Origin of the sequence: Micromonospora sp. NPDC048170, from assembly GCF_040652795.1 — a bacterium.
In the GTDB taxonomy this organism is placed as follows: domain Bacteria; phylum Actinomycetota; class Actinomycetes; order Mycobacteriales; family Micromonosporaceae; genus Micromonospora.
Window position 1 is genome coordinate 24,259 of the sequence record NZ_JBEZMR010000025.1, and the last position, 17,240, is coordinate 41,498.

A 17,240-nucleotide genomic window follows, 5' to 3' on the forward strand; every position below is an offset into this window, starting at 1 on the left:
CGCGGGCACGCCTCGCCCGCACCGCCCGGTCGGACGTCGAGCACAGCCAACGCCGTGTTTGCCGGGAGCCGGGAGCGGAGACATAAGCCCGGCATGGCTGACAGGTGGTACTCGGAGGCGGTCGTCTACTGCCTCGACATCGACACGTACGCGGACTCCGACGGCGACGGGGTCGGTGACATCCGGGGGCTGATCGGCCGGCTGGACTACCTCGCCCGGCTGGGCGTGACCTGCCTCTGGCTGCATCCCATCCACCCGTCGCCCAACCGCGACGACGGCTACGACGCGACCGACTTCTACAACATCGACCCGCGCTTCGGCACCCTCGGCGACTTCGCGGAACTGCTGCACCAGGCGCAGAACCGCGGCATCCGGGTGATCATCGACCTGGTCGTGAACCACACCTCGAACGAGCACCCGTGGTTCCAGTCCGCCCGCTCCTCGCCGGACTCGCCGTACCGCGACTGGTACGTCTGGGCCGACCACGAGCCCAGCGACCGGCACCAGGGCATGGTCTTCCCCGGCGAGCAGCACGAGACGTGGACCTACGACCGCACCGCCAAGGCCTGGTACTACCACCGCTTCTACAAGTTCCAGCCGGACCTGAACTTCACGAACCCCGAGGTCCGCGAGGAGATCAAGAAGATCGTCTCGTTCTGGCTCCAGCTCGGCGTCTCCGGGTTCCGGATGGACGCGGTGCCGTTCATCATCGAGCTGACCGAGCCGGGCAACCCGAACTCGCCGAAGGACTTCGAGTTCCTCACCGAGCTGCGCCAGCACGTGCAGTGGCGCCGGGGCGACGCCGTCCTGCTCGCCGAGGCCAACGTCGAGCCCGACCAACTGCCGACCTTCTTCGGCGACAGCGGCGGCTCGGGCAACCGGCTGCACATGCTCTTCGACTTCATGCTCAACGGGCGGCTGATGCTGGCCCTGGCCCGGCAGGACCCGGAGCCGATCATCGAGGCGCTGCGGGACACCCCGGCGCTGCCCGAGGGCGGGCAGTGGGCCACCTTCCTGCGTAACCACGACGAGATCGACCTCTCCCGGCTCACCGCCGAACAACGCAACCAGGTGTACGCGGAGTTCGGCCCCGACGAGAACATGCGCATCTACGACCGGGGCATCCGCCGCCGGCTCGCCCCGATGCTCGGCAACGACCGTCGTCGCATCGAGCTGGCGTACGCGTTGCAGTTCTCGCTGCGCGGCACGCCGGTGCTGCGCTACGGCGAGGAGATCGGCATGGGGGAGGACCTGTCGCTGGCCGGGCGGGAGGCGATCCGCACCCCGATGCAGTGGTCGTACCAGCCGAACGCCGGCTTCTCCACTGCCGACCCGGAGAAACTGGTCCGCCCGGTGATCGACAAGGGTGACTTCTCGTACGAGAAGGTAAACGTGACCGCCCAGCGCGGCGACGCGAAGTCGCTGCTCGCCTGGTTCGAGCGGATGATCCGTACGCTCCGTGAGGCCCCCGAGGTGGGCTCGGGCTCGACCACCCACATCGACGTGGCGATGCCGCCGGGGGTGCTGGCGCACCGGGCCGACGGCCGCAGCGGCACGATGGTCTTCGTGCACAACCTCGGCACCGACGACGCCGAGGTGGACCTCAGCATGCTGGAGCCCGAGGCGGACCTCCCCGTCGACGTGCTGGTCGACCGCAACTACGGCGAGGTCGGCAAGCTGGACCGCGTCAAGGTGGCCGGCTACGGCTACCGGTGGATCCGCCTCTGCCGCGGTCGCGGCCTGTAGCGGAGGTTCCGTCCGCCGGTCGTCGTGCCGCCCGCCCGAGGTCACTCGGCTGCGGGACGGCTCGTCGCCGTCCGCAGGGGCCCTGCGGACGCCGGGCCACGGGCGGTCAGAGCCAGCCGCGCGCGGACGCCTCGACGCCGGCCTGGAACCGGGTGGTGGCGCCCAGCCGCTCGATGACGGCGGCGATCCGGCGGGTGGCGGTGCGGGCGCTGACCCCCAACTGGCGGGCGATGACCTCGTCCTTGAGCCCGGCCCTGAGCATCTGGAGCAGCAGCAGGTCCTCGTCGCTCGGCTTGTCGTCGGCCGGCGGGCGGGTGCCACCGAGCGGCGTGGCCCGACCCCAGTAGGCCTGGAACAACTCGATCAGCGCGTCGAGCAGCCCCGAGGGGTGGATCAGCGCGAGGTTGTCGTAGCCCCCACCGGTGAGCGAGATCGCGGCCACCCGCAGGTCCATGATCCGTAGTTTGAACGGCAGGCTGGGGAGCATCCGGGCCTGCTCGCCCGCCTCGACGAGCCTGCTCAACACCTCGAAGCGGCCGGGGCGCCCCATGGACTCAGGACAGTAGACGGTGCGGATGTCCACCCCCCTGGCGATCAGGTCCTCGGTTTCCGCGATCTCCACCTCGTTGGTGTCCGGGGTGCCGTGCACGTGCTTCATGTAGGGCGGGCGGTCGAGCACCCACAGGTGGGTGCGTACGGACATGGTGAGTTCGTCCATCCGGCGGTCGACCGTCTCCCAGCCCGACAGCACCTCGACCCAACGACCCGGATCGCGGAGTCGGGCTGTCTGGAACAGTTGGGTGAAGTCCGCGACGGCGGTCTGTACGCCGTCCAGCGCCGCTTCCGTCTCCAGCCGCCGCCGGGCGACGAGCGCCGTGAGTGCCGCCTGCGGCCCCGTGGCCTCGAATCTGCCGGGCGCTGTCCGTCTCAGCAGGCCGAGCGTGCTCAGTCTGGCGACAGCGTTGCGTACCCGGGCGGTGGTGACGCCCAGGGCAACGGCGCTCTCCGACAGTGGTTGGTCGGGCCGGACCAGCAGGAGACGGTAGACCTGTTCATCGAAGTCGCTGATACCGAGCGCACCCAGCACCGGTTCGTTGCGCACATCCCACCTGCCCCGTGACCATGTCGCCGGCACGTGGCGCGATTCGCCACGTGGCCGAAGACGTCATGAAGATATCTCGACTTCTTTCGGGCTGAGGACGTTCACTACTCACCATCCCACCTGGCGATCTGCCGGCGTGGACAGGCTCTCTCCGTCTCCAGCCCCCAAAGAGGAGCAATGGCCCGTAGGATCCGACAAACCTCCCGCTATGGTGCGGCGATCGCCGCCGCGGCCCTGGCGATCACGATCAGCCCGGTCCAGGCATCCGCCCAGCCGACGCCTCCGGCGTCGCCGAGCGCCCTGCCCGCCGACGCCGGCGGCAGCGGCACCTACATCGTCACCCTGGCCGACAAGCCGCTGGCGACCTACGAGGGCGGGGTCGCCGGGATCGCCGGCACCAAGCCCGCCAAGGGCAGGAAGGTGGACGTGGGCGCCGCCAACGCCCAGCGCTACCGCAGCCACCTGAAGGGCAAGCACGACAAGGTGGCGCGCAGCGTGGGCGCCGAGGCGCTCAAGAGCAACTCCGTGGCCTCGAACAGCTTCGTCGCGGAACTGACCCGGGCACAGGCGATGAAGCTGCTGATCACCGGTGGCGTGGTCTCCGTGGTGCCGGACCGGCTGCACAAGACCACCGACGACCGCAACTCCGTGGACTACCTCGGCCTCTCCGGCCGCAAGGGCGTATGGTCCACGCTCGGCGGCACGGCCAACGCCGGCAAGGGCGTCGTCGTCGGTGTGATCGACACCGGGGTCTGGCCGGAGAGCGCGTCGTTCACCGCGCCGGCGCTCGGCGCGACCGCGCCCACGGCGGCCGACCCGTACCGGCCGTACCGGCAGGGCGCGACCACCGTCATGCACAAGGCCGACGGTGGCACGTTCACCGGCACCTGCCAGACCGGCGAGCAGTTCGCCGCGACCCTCTGCAACGAGAAGGTCATCAGCGCCCGGTACTTCGGGGACTCCTGGATGAGGTCCGTCCCCGCGGAGAAGCGCAAGGACTACGTCTCTCCCCGGGACGCGCAGGGGCACGGGACGCACACCGCAGGCACGGCGGCCGGGAACACCGGGGTCCCGGTCACCGAGCGAGGTGTCAGCTTCGGGGAGATCTCCGGAGTCGCGCCGGGTGCGGCAATCGCGGTCTACAAGGCGCTCTGGCAGGGGACCACCGACCAGACGACCGGCGGGCACACGTCGGACATCATCGCCGCCATCGACCAGGCCGTCGCCGACGGCGTCGATGTCATCAACTACTCGGTGGGCAGCGGGCGCGAATCGTGGCCCAACGACCCGACCCAGCTCGCCTTCCTCAACGCGGCGGCGGCGGGCATCTTCGTCTCCGCGTCCGCCGGCAACTCCGGTCCGGACGCGTCGACGATGGACAACACCGCGCCGTGGAACGTGACGGTCGGCGCCAGCACGGTCGCTCCGTACCCGGCCAGCGTGGAACTGGGCAACGGCGCCCGCTTCAACGGCACCAGCACGACGGTCGCGGCGGCGTTCGGACCCAAGCCGCTGATCGCCTCCCAGGCGGCGAAGGCCGCCAACGTCACCGACACCGACGCCGACAACTGCATGGCCGGAAGCCTCGACCCGTCCAAGGTCGCCGGCAAGGTCGTCGTCTGCCTCCGTGGCGTCATCGCGCGGCCGATCAAGTCCGCGGAGGTCGCGCGGGCCGGCGGCGTCGGGATGGTGCTGGCCAACCCGACCGACCAGGACCTCAGCGGGGACCTGCACAGCGTGCCGACCGTGCACATCAACTCGCCCGACACGCAGGCCGTGCTGGACTACGCGGCGACCGCGGGGGCGCAGGTGACCCTGCTGCCGACCGGCCCGAGCATGCCGTACCCACAGGTGGCGGCGTTCTCCTCGCGTGGTCCCTCGGAGCGCCACTCGGACCTCCTGAAGCCGGACATCGCGGCTCCCGGCGTCGCGATCCTCGCGGCGGTGGCCCCGCCGGGTGCGGAGGGGAAGAACTTCGACTTCTACTCCGGCACCTCGATGGCCGCGCCGCACATCGCCGGTCTGGCCGCGCTCTACCTCGCCAAGTACCCGGACTGGTCGCCGGCGCGGGTCAAGTCCGCGATGATGACCACCACGTTCGACACCAAGACCGCCACCGGAACGCCGAGCAGCGACGTCTTCGCCCAGGGCGCGGGCCACGTCGACCCGGCCCGGATGCTCAACCCCGGCCTGGTCTACGACGCGTCGGAGCAGGACTGGCTGGGCTACCTGGAAGGGCTGGGCGTCCGGACCGGTTCCGGGGTCAAGCTGATCCAGGGCAGCGACCTGAACTACCCGTCCATCGGCGTCGGCAAGCTCTTCGGCACCCGGACGGTCACCCGCAAGGTCACCGCCGTCACCCCCGGCGTGTACCACGCCAAGGTCGACCTGCCCGGGTTGAAGGTCAAGGTGAGCCCCTCCACCCTGAACTTCAAGAAGGCGGGGGAGACCAGGGAGTTCACCGTCACCATGGAGCTCAGGACGGCTCCTGCCGGCGTACCGACCATCGGTTCCCTGACCTGGACGGGTGGCGGCACCGCCGTACGCAGCCCGATCGTGGTGACCCCGCAGAGCGTGCTCGCACCGACTGAGGTCCGGGGCGCCGGTACGGCCGGCTCGGCGTCCTTCGAGGTGACCCCGGCGCTCAAGAAGTTCCCGATCAAGACCTACGGCATGGTGTCGGGGCCGTCGACGTCCGGCACGGCGAGCGTCAGCGACATCTGGGGCAAGGACTTCCCGGTCACGGTGCCCAAGGACACCAAGGCCGTCGAGTTCACCGCACGCGCGGACAACCCTCAGGCGGAGATCGGCATGATCGTCTTCCGGGTGGTGAACGGCAGTCTGGTCTTCCACGACTGGACCGTGTTGGCCAACGACGTGCGCCTCACCTTTGCGAGGCCGGAACCCGGCCTGTACCAGATGACGATCGTCACCCTGTCGGACACGGAAACGTCCTTCAAGGTGAAGGCGAACCTGGTCACCGGCAACGGTGGCGTCGGCGAGCTGGCCGTGACCCCCGGGAAGCCCAAGGTCACCCCGGGCACCCCGCTGACGCTCACGGCCACCTGGTCGGGAGTGCCCGCCGGGCTGCACACGGGCTACATCGAGTACCCGAACGGTGCCGGCACCGTCGTGAGCGTCAACTGACCTGACACCGTACGGATGGCGGGGCCGGACAAGGGATGTCCGGCCCCGCCGCCATGTCGTCACCGACCGGTTCCGGCCGCCCGCGTCCGGCCGGCACGGCGTACGACTGGGTTAAGCTCCTTCGATCGAGCGCAAGTTACCGGGAGGTAGGCATGTCGGAGGAGCAGCGGGTCGCCATCGTCACGGGGGCGGCGCGGGGGATCGGGGCGGCCACCGCCCGCCGGCTCGCGGCCGACGGCCTTGCGGTCGCCGTGGTCGACATCGAGGAGTCGGCGACCAAGGAGACCGCGGACGCCATCGTCGCAGCCGGCGGCCGGGCGCTCGGCGTCGGCGCCGACGTGTCCGACCGGGCCCAGGTCGAGGCGGCCGTCCAACGGGTCGCCGCCGAACTGGGTGCCCCGACGGTGCTGGTCAACAACGCCGGCGTGCTCCGCGACAACCTGCTGTTCAAGATGACCGACGCCGACTGGGACACGGTCATGGGCGTGCACCTGCGCGGCGCGTTCCTGTTCAGCCAGGCCGCCCAGAAGCACATGGTCGAGCAGAAGTGGGGTCGGATCGTCAACCTCTCCAGCACCTCGGCGTTGGGCAACCGGGGCCAGGCGAACTACTCGGCGGCGAAGGCCGGCCTCCAGGGCTTCACCAAGACCCTCGCCATCGAGCTGGGCCCGTTCGGGGTGACCGTCAACGCGGTCGCGCCCGGCTTCATCGTCACCGACATGACCGCCGCCACCGCCGCCCGCATGAAGGTCGACTTCGAGGCGCTCCAGAAGCACGCCGAGTCGGAGACCGCGGTACGCCGGGTCGGCCGGCCCGAGGACATCGCGCACACCGTCTCGTTCCTGGCCAGCGAGGGCGCCTCCTTCGTCTCCGGCCAGGTCATCTACGTAGCCGGCGGCCCCAGGTCCTGACCCCCGCCCCCACCCTCCCCGCCCCGCCCGCCGCTGCCCGCCCTCCCCGCCCCAGCCTCGTCGATCTTGCAGTTATGGCCCCATCTTTGCCGGTTTTGTCGGCTTCGCGGGGTACGAAACTGCAAGATCGACGAGGCTGGGGCGGTGGGGGAGGGGAGCGCGGGGGCGGGGGAGGATGGGGCGTGAGGGTGGGGGTGGGGTGGGTCAGGTTCGGGGTGGGCGGGTGCGCCAGAGCCAGAGCAGGCCGAGTACCGGCAGGACCAGCGGGATGTAGCCGTACCCGCTGCCGAACTGCGACCAGACCGTCTCGTCCGGGAAGAGTTCCGGGTCGACGAGGCTGAGGACCCCGACGCCGAGCACGCCGCCCAGCTCCACGGCGCAGCACGCCAGGGCGACGCGCCGACCGGCGGCGCCCGCGCGGGCCAGCCCCACCGCCGCGACGATGTAGATGACGGCGGCGAGCGCCGAGAGGAGGTACGCCACGGGCGCCTCGTCGAACTTCGTGGCGATCTGGAGGCCGGCGCGGCTCGTCGCGGCGATCGCGAAGAGCAGGTACACCGCGATCAGCAGTCGCCCCGGGCCGGCGTTGGTCCGCTTCCGTTCGGGGGCGCGTACGTCAGCCACCCAGCACCTCCCAGGTCTGCTGGAGCCGTACGACGACCACCGGCGTGACCAGACAGACCGCGCAGACGATCGCCGAGCCCCAGCGCGTCGGCTCCATCCGGGCCAGCACCCAGGCCAGCGGCGGCAGACAGACCAGCGTCGCCAGGTATCCGAAGAAGGCCCCCGGCTCGCCCGGACGCTCGCCCCCGCCGAGGGCGACCAACGCCACCACCGTCAACGCGAGCAGCGCCACCTCCAGTGCGGCCAGGCCGGCGAACTGCACCCGGTCCGGCGCGCGGTGCCGCAGCGTGGCGACCAGCGCCCAGACGGCGACGAGGAGCGACAACACGATCGAGGCGGTCGCGAGGAGCCCGTCCACCGGCGAACCCGCCGTGGCTGCGCTGGTCATCGGGGCCACCCGGGGCGCGGTTCGGTCACCGGCACAGCCTACTAACCCGCGTAGTACACCCCGCCACCCGCCGCCCCGCCAGTCGGCTCCCGGCCACCCGCCGCCCCCGCAGTCGGCTCCCGGCCCCCACCCGCCGCCCCGACGGTCGGCTCCCGGCCGTCTGTGCGGCCGGCGTCCAACGGGTCGTCCGGGCGGGCACGGTAGCGGGCGACTAGCGTGGACCGGGGCCGCGGGTGCCGTGGCGTGTCGACGACGGTGGGGGGTTCCTCGTGGTGCGGTTCGGGTTGTTCGGCACCGGTCACTGGGCGGCGGAGACGCACGGGGCGGCGCTGCACGCGCACCCGGAGGTCGCGTTCGCCGGCGTGTGGGGCCGGGACCCGCGCAAGGCTGCCGCCCTGGCCGAGCGCTACGGGGTGCCGGCGTTCGACGACGTCGACGCGCTCGTCGAGGCCTGCGACGCGGTCGCCGTGGCCCTTCCGCCGGACGTCCAGGCCGACATCGCGGTCCGTGCGGCCACCGCCGGTCGGCACCTGCTGCTGGACAAGCCGCTCGCGTTGACCGTCGCCGACGCCGATCGGGTGGTCGACGCAGCGCAGGCCGCGGGCGTCGCCTCGGTGGTCTTCTTCACCGGCCGCTACCAGCCGGACGTCGCCGCTTTCCTCGCCTCGACGGCTGCCGCCGGCGGTTGGCACACCGCCAAGGCGATCCGGTTCGGGTCCATCTTTCAGCCCGGCAGCCCGTACGGGGCCTCGCCGTGGCGCCGGGAGCACGGCGGGCTGTGGGACATCGGCCCGCACGCCCTGTCGCTCATCCTGCCGGTGCTCGGCCGGGTCGCCCGTGTCGCCGCGATGGACGGGCCGCGCGGGCTCGTCCACCTGCTCCTCACTCACGACGGGGGCGCGACCAGCACGGTCTCGCTGACCCTGGACGCTCCGCCGGAGGCGGTGAGCCGGGAGTTCGTCTTCTACGGCGAGAACGGCGTCGAAACCGTACCGGCGGGCGAGGGCGACTCGGCGACCGCGTTCGGGGTGGCGATCGACCAGTTGCTGGAGGAGATCGGGTCGGGCACCCGGGACCACCGCTGCGACGTGCGCTTCGGCCGTGAGGTGGTCGCCGTGCTCGCCGCCGCCGAGACCGCCCGCGTCGAGGGACGCACCGTCGACCTGCCGTCCTGAGTCGGAGGGCCCGCCGGACGGCGGGCCCGCACCGCACCGGGCCTCGCACCGAGCCTCGCACCGAGCCTCGCACCGAGCCCCCGCACCGGGCCTCGCACCGGCCCGGCATCGGGCCCCGTACCGATCCGCGCACTGGGCCCGCACCGAGGGCCAGGCCCCGGCGAACCTGCTGCCGCCGAGGTGGAGCGCCGGTCCGGGGTGCAGCGCCGCCGTCGAGGCGGAAAAGCGGTCGCCTTCCGGGGGTGGGCGTGGCTAGGGTCGGCGCATGTTCGCGCACGCTGTGATCGAGGAGGTCGGTACGCCGGCCGCCCTCGGGCCGCTCCTGGTGGCCCGCCCGCGAGTCCGGCGTCCGGCCCTGGCCGGCGCGACCCGCGACTGACCCTGCACCGCACACGCGGCGCCACCGCACCGGCATCCCCGGGCGCGGCGCCGCCCCCGCCACGAATCCGGGTGCCATCCCGGGGCTGAGTGCCGCCCGCCGGCGCCACCCCGGTCGTCCGCCCTGCCGTGGCGGGTCGCCGTGCGCCGACCATCCCGCGTTCCGCGTCACGCACAGGGCCGTCCGAGTCCCCGAACCACCCTCGGACAGGCCCCGCTCGCGGCTGCCTGTCCGCTCCGTCGCCGCACGGCGACAGACAGGACGACGACACGTGGCGCCCCGCCGTAACCGAGCAACCGAACGCGACCGGTCCCGTCGCGTACTCTCCCAGAACTTCCTCGCCGATCCGGCCGCGATCGCCCGGCTGGTCGACGCCGCCCGTCCCGGTCCCGACCGGCTCCTGTTGGAGGTGGGCGCCGGCCGGGGCCAGCTCACCCGGGCGCTCGCCGCCCGCTGCCGGCACCTGACGGCGTACGAGGTGGACCCGGCCGCCGGCGTCGAGCTGGCCAGGATCTGCGCGGCCCTGCCGAACGTGACGCACCGGCAGGCCGACTTCCTGACCGTCGCGCCGCCGCGCGAGGAGTTCGACGTGGTCGGCAACATCCCCTGGTCGCTGACCTCGGCCGTGGTGCGCTGGTGCCTGGCCGCGCCCGCGCTGCGCACGGCCACCCTGCTCACCCAGTTGGAGTACGCCCGCCGGCGCAGCGGAGACTACGGCCGGTGGACCCGGCTGACCGTGCTGACCTGGCCGGAGTTCGGCTGGCGGCTCGCCGGGCGGGTGCCCCGCACCGCGTTCCGCCCCGTGCCGAGGGTGGACGCCGGCATCCTGCGGGTCCACCGCCGGCCGGAGCCGCTGCTGCCCGCGTCGGCGCTGCCCGCGTACCGCCGGATGGTGGAGATCGGCTTCGACGGGGTCGGCGGCTCGCTCGCGGCCTCGCTGGCCCGGCACCACCCGCGGGGGCGGCTGTCGGCGGTGCTGCGGGCGACCCGGCTCGACCCGGCCACCCCGGTCGGGCACGTCTGGCCCGAGCAGTGGCTGGTGTTGTTCCGGCTGCTGCACGCCCGCTGACGGTCAGTCGGACGTGTTCAGGGCCTCGTTCAGCTCGGCGGGGGAGTCGAACTCCTCCACCGGCAGGGCCCGGAACGTCTGGAGCGTCTCCGTGCCGACCCCGTTCTCCTGCCCCCAGCGGACGAGGTCCTCCCGGGAGACCGGGTAGTCGAGCCCGGCCAGGTACTCCTGCAACTGCGCGCCCGTGACCGTCATGCCGGCGGGCTACCCGCTCAGCCCGCCGGCACACCGCCCCGCGCGGTCCGTCGGCACACCGTCCCGCGGCGGAGCGGGGCCGTCCGGCGTGCCCCGCCGATCGACGCTCGGCGTTTGCCCGGCGTCGGTCGGCGGTTTGCCCGGCGGCGCGCCGGGTAGCCGCCCGCATGCTGGTTCAGCGGCTCGGCGCGCCGAGCGACTTCGACCCGTTGCTGGAGCGCGTACGGGACGCCCGGATCGTGATGATCGGCGAGGCGACGCACGGCAACTACGACTACTACCGGCTGCGTGAACAGCTCACCCGCCGGCTGATCGCCGAGTGCGGCTTCTCCTTCGTGGCGGTGGAGGGGGACTGGCCCGACTGCGACCGGGTGCACCGCTCGGTGACCGCCGCCCCGGGCGGGGCCGCCGACCCGCGTACCGCGCTGGAGAGCTTCGAGCGCTGGCCGACGTGGATGTGGGCGAACGCCGAGGTGGCCCGGTTCTGTGCCTGGCTGCGGGCGTGGAACGTCGAACGGCCGGAGGACGCCCGGGCCGGCTTCCACGGCCTGGACGTCTACAGCCTCTGGGAGTCCATGCAGGCGATCTTCGACTACCTCGGCGAGGAGGATCCGACGTCGCTGGAGGCGGCGCAGGACGCGTACCGCTGCTTCGAGCCGTACGGCAAGCGGATCGAGGAGTACGGCGCGGCCAGCCGGTTCGTCTCCGCCCGCTGCGAGGAGGAGGTCGTGCGGCTGCTGGCGCGTACCCGGGAACAGGCCGCCGCAGACGGCCCGGACAGCTTCTCGGCCTGGCAGAACGCGGAGGTGGTGGCCGGCGCGGAGCGCTACTACCGGGCGATGGTGCACGGCGGGCCGGAGTCGTGGAACATCCGGGACACCCACATGACGGACACCCTGGACCGGCTGCTGGAGCGCTACGGCCCGGGTGCGCGGGGCATCGTCTGGGCGCACAACACGCACGTCGGCGACGCCCGGTCCACCGACATGGCCGCCGACGGGATGGTCAACATCGGCCAGCTGGCCCGCGAACGGCACGGCGCCGACGAGGTGGTCCTGGTCGGCTTCGGCGGCTACCGGGGCACGGTGATCGCCGCGCCCCGCTGGGGCTCGCCGGCCGAGGCGATGCTGGTGCCGCCGGCCCGCCCCGGCTCGGTCGAACACCGGCTGCACGAGTTGATGCCCGAGCGGGCCGTGCTGGTCTTCGGCGGCGACGACCAGCCCGGCTGGGTCACCGGGACCGCCGACCACCGGGCGATCGGGGTGGTCTACGACCCGTCCTTCGAGTCGTGGGGCAACTACGTGCCGACCCGGCTGGGGGAACGCTACGACGCCTTCGTGTGGTGCGACGAGACCACCGCCCTGCACCCGCTGCCAGCCCTGGCCACCCCCGGCGAGATGGAGACCTACCCCGCCGGGGTCTGACCGCGCTGCCGCCGCAGGCCTGTCGATCGCAGTTGTGGTGCCCGTTCCCGCCGGGTTCGCCGGTGGGGCGGGCACCACAACTGGTTGATCGGCCGAGGTGCGGTCGGGTCAGGTGCGGGCCGGCGCCTTGTCGTCCAGGTGGGCGCGCAGGCCCTCGCCCTCGATGTCGACGTTGGGCAGGATCTTGTCCAACCAGCGCGGGATCCACCAGGCGCTGCGGCCGAGCAGCGACATCACCGCCGGCACGATGGTCATGCGTACCACGAACGCGTCGATGGCGACGCCGATGGCGAGCGCGAAGCCCATCGACTTGATGACCGGGTCGTCGAGGAAGACGAAGCCGCCGAACACCGAGATCATGATCAGCGCGGCGGCGGTCACCACCCGGGCGCCGTGCCCCATCCCGTTGATGGTCGCCTGCTGCGCGGTGTCGCCGTGCACGAAGTCCTCCCGCATCCGGGAGACCAGGAAGACCTCGTAGTCCATCGCCAGGCCGAACAGGATGCCGATCAGCAGGATCGGCAGGAAGCTGACCAGCGGGCCGGGCGTGTCCAGGCCGACCAGGTCGGCGAGGTGACCCTGCTGGAACACCGCCACGGTGATGCCGAAGGTGGCGGCGACGGTGAGCAGGAAGCCCAGTGCGGCCTTGACCGGCACCAGCAGCGAGCGGAAGACGAGCATCAGCAGCAGCACCGAGAGCCCGACCACCAGCAGCAGGTAGACCGGCAGGGCGTCGGAGAGCTTCTCGGAGACGTCGATGCCGATGGCGGTCGCCCCGGTCAGCAGCACGTCGACGTCGCGGAACTCGCCCACCGCCGCCCGGACGTCGTTGACCAGCGTCTCCGTGGCCTCGTCGGTCGGGCCGGTCTTCGGCACCACTCCGAGCAGCGCGGTACGGCCGTCGGGGCTGAGCTGCGGCGGGGCCACCGCGAGGACGTTCTCGGTGCCCTGGATCAGCGCGGTGACCTGCGGGACGGCGGCGGAGGTCTCCTGCGGGGTGTCCCCGGCCACCACCACCGCGAGGCGGCCGGTGAACCCCGGCCCGAAGCCCGCGGTGATCAGGTCGTTCGACTCCCGGGCCGGCGAACCGGCCGGCGCGGTGCTCGCGTCGGGCAGCGCCAGCCGCATGTCGGGCGCGGGCAGCGCGAGCAGGCCCAGCCCGAGCAGCCCGACCAGGATCACCGGCACCCGGAACCGGGTGACGGCGTGCGCCCAGCGGAACCCGAAGCCGGACCGGTCCTCGGCGGCCGCCACGGTGGGCCCGGCGGGGGTGTCCGCCCGGCTCGCGTCGGCGGTGCCGTCCGCCCCGTCCGTGGCCGGCAGCGCCGAGCGCAGCTTGCGGGGGAGCACCCGGCGGCCGGCGAAGCCGAGCAGGGCCGGCTGGAGCGTGATCGCGACCAGTACCGCGATGGTGACCGTGGCGGCGGCGGCCAGACCCATCACGGTCAGGAACGGGATGTTCACCACGGCCAGTCCGGCCAGCGCGATGACCACGGTGGCGCCGGCGAAGACCACGGCCGACCCGGCGGTGCCCACGGCGCGGCCCACCGCCTCGTCCGGCGGCAACCCCTCGATCAGGTTCTGCCGGTAGCGGGAGGTGATGAAGAGCGAGTAGTCGATGCCGACCGCGAGGCCGAGCATCAGGGCGAGGATCGGCGCGGTGCTGCTCAGGTCGACCACGCTGCTGATCGCGAAGAGGCCCGCCATGCCGACGCCCACGCCGATCAGCGCGTTGAGCATGGTCATCCCGGCCGCCACCAGCGAGCCGAACGTGACCACCAGGACGATCGCGGCGACCGCGACACCGATCGCCTCGGTGGAGCCCACCTCCGGCACGCTGTTGAGCACCTCGCCGCCGGGCGAGACCTGCCAGCCCTGGGCCTCGGCCCGCTCGCCGACCCTCTCGTACGCGTCGCGCTGGGCGTCGGTCACCTCGTCGGCGCCGGTGGCGAACTGGACCTGGACCAGCGCGTACCGGCCGTCGGGGGAGACCGCCCCCACCTGGAACGGGTCGACGGCACCGACGACGCCGGGCAGCGTCGCGGCCTCCTGGGCGAGTTCCTTCACCACGGCCTGCCCCTGCGGGCTGCCGAGCGCGCCGTCGGCCGGTGCCTTGACCGCGATCGTGCCGGTCGCGCCGCTGGCCGCCGGGAACTGCTCGGCGAGCAGGTCCAGGGCGCGCTGCGACTCCGTGCCGGGCATGGTGAAGTTGTCGGCTATCGGGCCGCGCAGGGTCGCGGCACCGAGGCCGAGACCGACGAGTACGACGAGCCAGAGCGCCGCGACGAGTCGCCGCCGGCGCATCGAGCCCCGGCCGAGCCGGTAGAGCAGGGTGGCCATGAGTTCCTTGTCCTCGGTCGTGGATGGTGGGAAACGGGTCAGTCGACGGGCTCCAGCGCCCGCCTGGTCAGCGCCAGCAGGGCGGCGCGCAGCTCCTCGTCGGGTACGTCGACGAACTCCCCGCAGGTCTCGGAGATGCCGGCGAGCAGCACCAGCGCCGTGATCCGGGCGGAGGGGCGGTCCGGGTGCCCGGCGAGCGCGTCGACCAGCCGCTCGGAGATCCGCTGGATGTGCGCGAAGGCGGGTTGCTGGAGCAGCTCCGGGAACTCGCCCCGGAGCAGGGCGATCTCGCGCCGGAACCGGACCGCGAGGTCGACGAAGCCCTCGGCGGCGACCCGCTGGGCGGCTGCGCCGCGGTGCGCGCGGATCCTCTCGTCGAGGGACTGGAGGACGCCGATCGCCGGGGCCATCAGCTTGGTGAGGATGGCCTCCTTGTTGGCGAAATGGTAGAGCACCGTCGCCTTGGAGCAGCCCACCTCGCGGGCGATGTCCTGCAGAGAGGTGCCCCGGTAGCCGGTCGTCGCGAAGCGTCGCGTCGCCGCGGCGAGAATCTCGTCGTGCGTCTCCGGAACCATCCGCGCCATGCCGGTCCACCTCCCCGACCAGGATGCCTGACCGATCGGTCAGACACTGACCGATCGGTCAGATCAGTGGCGTTCCCCACACGCCGGCTACCAGCGCGCCGGTGAGATGCCCGGGGCCGTCGGCGCGTCAGTCGGCCGTGCCGTGCGCCCGGTCGTACGTGGCCCGGGCGTCGGCGATCGCGCTCCGGTGCCGTTCCGCCCAGCTGGTCAGGGCGACCAGCGACTCGTAGAGCTCCAGCGCGATCGGCGTGGCCGTGTACTCGACCTTCGGCGGGACGGTCGGGTAGACCGTCCGGTGCAGCAGCCCGTCGCGTTCCAGGTTGCGCAGGGTCAGGGTGAGCATCCGGCGGCTGATCCCCTCCACGCAGCGCTCCAGCTCCGTGAAGCGGACCGGCCCCTGGGAGGCGGCCACGAGGATGCCGATGCTCCACTTGCCGCCCACCCGGTCGAGCACCTCGCGGACCGTGCACGCCTTGGCCTGACCGGGGGTGAAGGGCTCGTCGACCGCCCCGCACGCCTGCGGTGCCCGGCCGATGGTCACATCGCTGTTCCCCTGGGACATGAAAGTGCCTCCTTACGCTCCGCCGCATGGTCACAGAGGATGACCTCGGTAACAAACCATGCACCTAGGAGGCTTCCGATGTCCACCCGTACCGTCGAGTCCCGCTGGCCGGCGCTGCTCCTGCTCTGCGCCGGCAGCTTGATGATCATCCTGGACGGCAGCATCGTCGCCGTGGCGCTGCCGGCCATCCAGCGGGACCTCGGCTTCACCGCCACCGGCCTGGCCTGGGTGGTCAACGCCTACCTCGTCGCGTTCGGCGGGCTGCTGCTGCTCGCCGGGCGCCTCGGCGACCTGCTCGGCCGCCGTACCGTCTTCCTGGCCGGTGTCGCGCTGTTCACCCTGGCCTCGCTGCTCTGCGCGGTCGCGACCGGTCCGGCGGTGCTCGTCGCGGCCCGCTTCCTCCAGGGCGTGGGCGGGGCGCTCACCATGGCGGTCAGCCTCGGCATGATCGTCCGGCTCTTCCCCGCCCCGGCCGAGCGGGCGCGGGCCATCGCCGTCTTCAGCTTCACCGGTGCCGCCGGCTCGTCGATCGGCATGCTGGCCGGGGGCGTGCTCACCGACCTCGCCGGTTGGCCCGCCATCTTCGGGATCAACCTGCCGATCGGGCTGGGGATCCTGCTGGGCGCCGTACGCCTGCTCGAAGCCGACCGTGGCATCGGGCTGCGGGCCGGGCTCGACCTGCTCGGCGCGGGGCTGGTCACCGCCGGTCTGATGCTCGCCGTCCTGGCGATCGTGGGCACCGCCGAGCACGGCTGGGCCTCGGCCCGGACGCTCGGTGCCGCCGGGCTCGCGGCGGCCCTGCTCGCGGCGTTCGCGCTGCGGCAGCGCGCGGTGGCGACCCCGTTGCTGCCGCCACGGGTGCTGCGTACCCCCGACCTGGTCGCCGCCAACGTCGTGCAGTTCCTGATGGTCGCCGCGTTCTTCGGCTTCCAGTTCCTGCTCGCGCTGGAACTCCAGCTGGTGCAGGGCCTCGACGCGGCGGCCACCGGGCTGGCCTTCCTGCCCACGCCGGTGGCGATCGCGGTGGTCTCGCTCGGCCTCGCCGGCCGGCTGACCGCCCGGTACGGCGCCCGGCCGGTGCTGCTCACCGGGCTCACGCTGGCCGTGCTCGGGTTCCTGCTGCTCGCCCGGCTCCCGGCCGACGGCGGCTACCTGGCCGACGTGCTTCCCGCGATGCTCGTCTTCGGGGTCGCCGGTGGGCTCTCCCTGCCGGCGGTGACCACCCTCGCGATGGCCGGCGCCGATCCGGCGGACGCGGGGCTCGCCTCCGGGCTGGTCAACACCACCCAGCAGGTCGGCGGCGCGCTCGGGCTGGCCGCGCTCGCCACCCTGGCCGCCAGCCGGGCCGAGGACCTGCGGGGCGCCGGCTGGATGGAGGCCGACGCGCTCGCCGCCGGATACCGGACCGCGTTCCTCGTGGCCGCCGCCCTCGTCACGGCCGCCCTGCTCGTCGCCCTGGCCACCCTGCGCCGCCGACCGGCAGGGCGGCCCAGTCCAGCGGCAGGGGATCGGAGCTTGGAGACGAGCCCCGGCCGGCCGGGAATCGGCGGATGACCGACGACCTCGACGCCGTACGGGCCGGCGGCGGTCCGTA

Annotated in this window: 14 protein-coding genes; 7 read left to right on the top strand and 7 right to left on the bottom strand. The window is 72.8% G+C overall.

The genetic code is table 11. The features are described 5' to 3' along the window. The first annotated feature begins 93 nt into the window (after nucleotides 1-93). Nucleotides 94-1,746 (top strand): alpha-amylase family protein, encoded by a 1,653-nt coding sequence (locus tag AB0D32_RS24935; protein WP_357094876.1) that lies wholly within the window; start codon nucleotides 94-96, stop codon nucleotides 1,744-1,746. A gap of 106 nt (nucleotides 1,747-1,852) precedes the next feature. Here the strand turns inward: AB0D32_RS24935 and AB0D32_RS24940 are convergent, their stop codons facing one another. Next, a complete protein-coding gene (locus tag AB0D32_RS24940) occupies nucleotides 1,853-2,848 on the bottom strand; it encodes a hypothetical protein (protein WP_357094879.1) in 996 nt (331 codons plus the stop codon). Nucleotides 2,849-3,025: 177 nt separating this feature from the next. Between AB0D32_RS24940 and AB0D32_RS24945 the strand changes: the two genes are divergently transcribed. Both AB0D32_RS24945 and fabG read left to right on the top strand, forming a co-directional pair. Then, the gene (locus tag AB0D32_RS24945; RefSeq protein WP_357094881.1) at nucleotides 3,026-5,995 is read left to right on the top strand and encodes a S8 family serine peptidase; all 2,970 of its coding nucleotides are present in this window, start codon (nucleotides 3,026-3,028) and stop codon (nucleotides 5,993-5,995) included. Between the two features lie 152 nt (nucleotides 5,996-6,147). Next, nucleotides 6,148-6,906: a 3-oxoacyl-ACP reductase FabG gene (fabG, locus tag AB0D32_RS24950; RefSeq protein WP_357094884.1), complete on the top strand. Its 759-nt coding sequence runs from the start codon at nucleotides 6,148-6,150 to the stop codon at nucleotides 6,904-6,906. Between the two features lie 204 nt (nucleotides 6,907-7,110). On the opposite strand, the gene AB0D32_RS24955 is transcribed toward fabG, so the two are convergent. Both AB0D32_RS24955 and AB0D32_RS24960 read right to left on the bottom strand, forming a co-directional pair. After that, nucleotides 7,111-7,530 carry a hypothetical protein gene (locus tag AB0D32_RS24955; protein ID WP_357094887.1) on the bottom strand — a complete coding sequence of 140 codons (420 nt, stop codon included), beginning with the start codon at nucleotides 7,528-7,530 and terminating at the stop codon, nucleotides 7,111-7,113. Next, entirely contained in the window at nucleotides 7,523-7,918 is a 396-nt protein-coding gene (locus AB0D32_RS24960; RefSeq protein ID WP_357094889.1) for a hypothetical protein, read from the bottom strand. The genes AB0D32_RS24955 and AB0D32_RS24960 overlap by 8 nt, the downstream gene beginning before the upstream one ends. Before the next feature lie 269 nt (nucleotides 7,919-8,187). On the opposite strand from AB0D32_RS24960, the gene AB0D32_RS24965 reads away from it, so the two are divergent. Both AB0D32_RS24965 and erm read left to right on the top strand, forming a co-directional pair. Then, nucleotides 8,188-9,093 carry a Gfo/Idh/MocA family oxidoreductase gene (locus AB0D32_RS24965; RefSeq protein ID WP_357095045.1) on the top strand — a complete coding sequence of 302 codons (906 nt, stop codon included), beginning with the start codon at nucleotides 8,188-8,190 and terminating at the stop codon, nucleotides 9,091-9,093. A 650-nt stretch (nucleotides 9,094-9,743) separates the two neighbouring features. Then, a complete protein-coding gene (gene erm / locus AB0D32_RS24970) occupies nucleotides 9,744-10,541 on the top strand; it encodes an ErmE/ErmH/ErmO/ErmR family 23S rRNA (adenine(2058)-N(6))-methyltransferase (protein ID WP_357094892.1) in 798 nt (265 codons plus the stop codon). A gap of 3 nt (nucleotides 10,542-10,544) precedes the next feature. Here erm and AB0D32_RS24975 read toward each other — a convergent pair whose 3' ends face one another. Then, entirely contained in the window at nucleotides 10,545-10,736 is a 192-nt protein-coding gene (locus AB0D32_RS24975; RefSeq protein WP_357094895.1) for a DUF2795 domain-containing protein, read from the bottom strand. 167 nt (nucleotides 10,737-10,903) lie between these two features. Here AB0D32_RS24975 and AB0D32_RS24980 point away from each other — a divergent pair, with 167 nt between their 5' ends. Further along, nucleotides 10,904-12,160, top strand: a complete 1,257-nt coding sequence (locus AB0D32_RS24980; RefSeq protein ID WP_357094898.1) for an erythromycin esterase family protein — start codon at nucleotides 10,904-10,906, stop codon at nucleotides 12,158-12,160. A 108-nt stretch (nucleotides 12,161-12,268) separates the two neighbouring features. Here the strand turns inward: AB0D32_RS24980 and AB0D32_RS24985 are convergent, their stop codons facing one another. The 3 genes from AB0D32_RS24985 to AB0D32_RS24995 all read right to left on the bottom strand — a co-directional run bounded on the left by AB0D32_RS24985 (nucleotide 12,269) and on the right by AB0D32_RS24995 (nucleotide 15,646). Beyond that, nucleotides 12,269-14,500, bottom strand: coding sequence for an MMPL family transporter (locus AB0D32_RS24985; protein ID WP_357094901.1), 2,232 nt, complete (start codon nucleotides 14,498-14,500; stop codon nucleotides 12,269-12,271). 38 nt (nucleotides 14,501-14,538) lie between these two features. Next, a complete protein-coding gene (locus AB0D32_RS24990; RefSeq protein WP_357094905.1) occupies nucleotides 14,539-15,084 on the bottom strand; it encodes a helix-turn-helix domain-containing protein in 546 nt (181 codons plus the stop codon). A gap of 127 nt (nucleotides 15,085-15,211) precedes the next feature. Continuing rightward, complete coding sequence (locus tag AB0D32_RS24995; protein WP_357094908.1) at nucleotides 15,212-15,646, bottom strand: helix-turn-helix domain-containing protein; 435 nt, start codon at nucleotides 15,644-15,646, stop codon at nucleotides 15,212-15,214. 78 nt (nucleotides 15,647-15,724) lie between these two features. Here AB0D32_RS24995 and AB0D32_RS25000 point away from each other — a divergent pair, with 78 nt between their 5' ends. Continuing rightward, a complete protein-coding gene (locus tag AB0D32_RS25000; protein ID WP_357094911.1) occupies nucleotides 15,725-17,200 on the top strand; it encodes an MFS transporter in 1,476 nt (491 codons plus the stop codon). Nucleotides 17,201-17,240 lie beyond the last annotated feature (40 nt).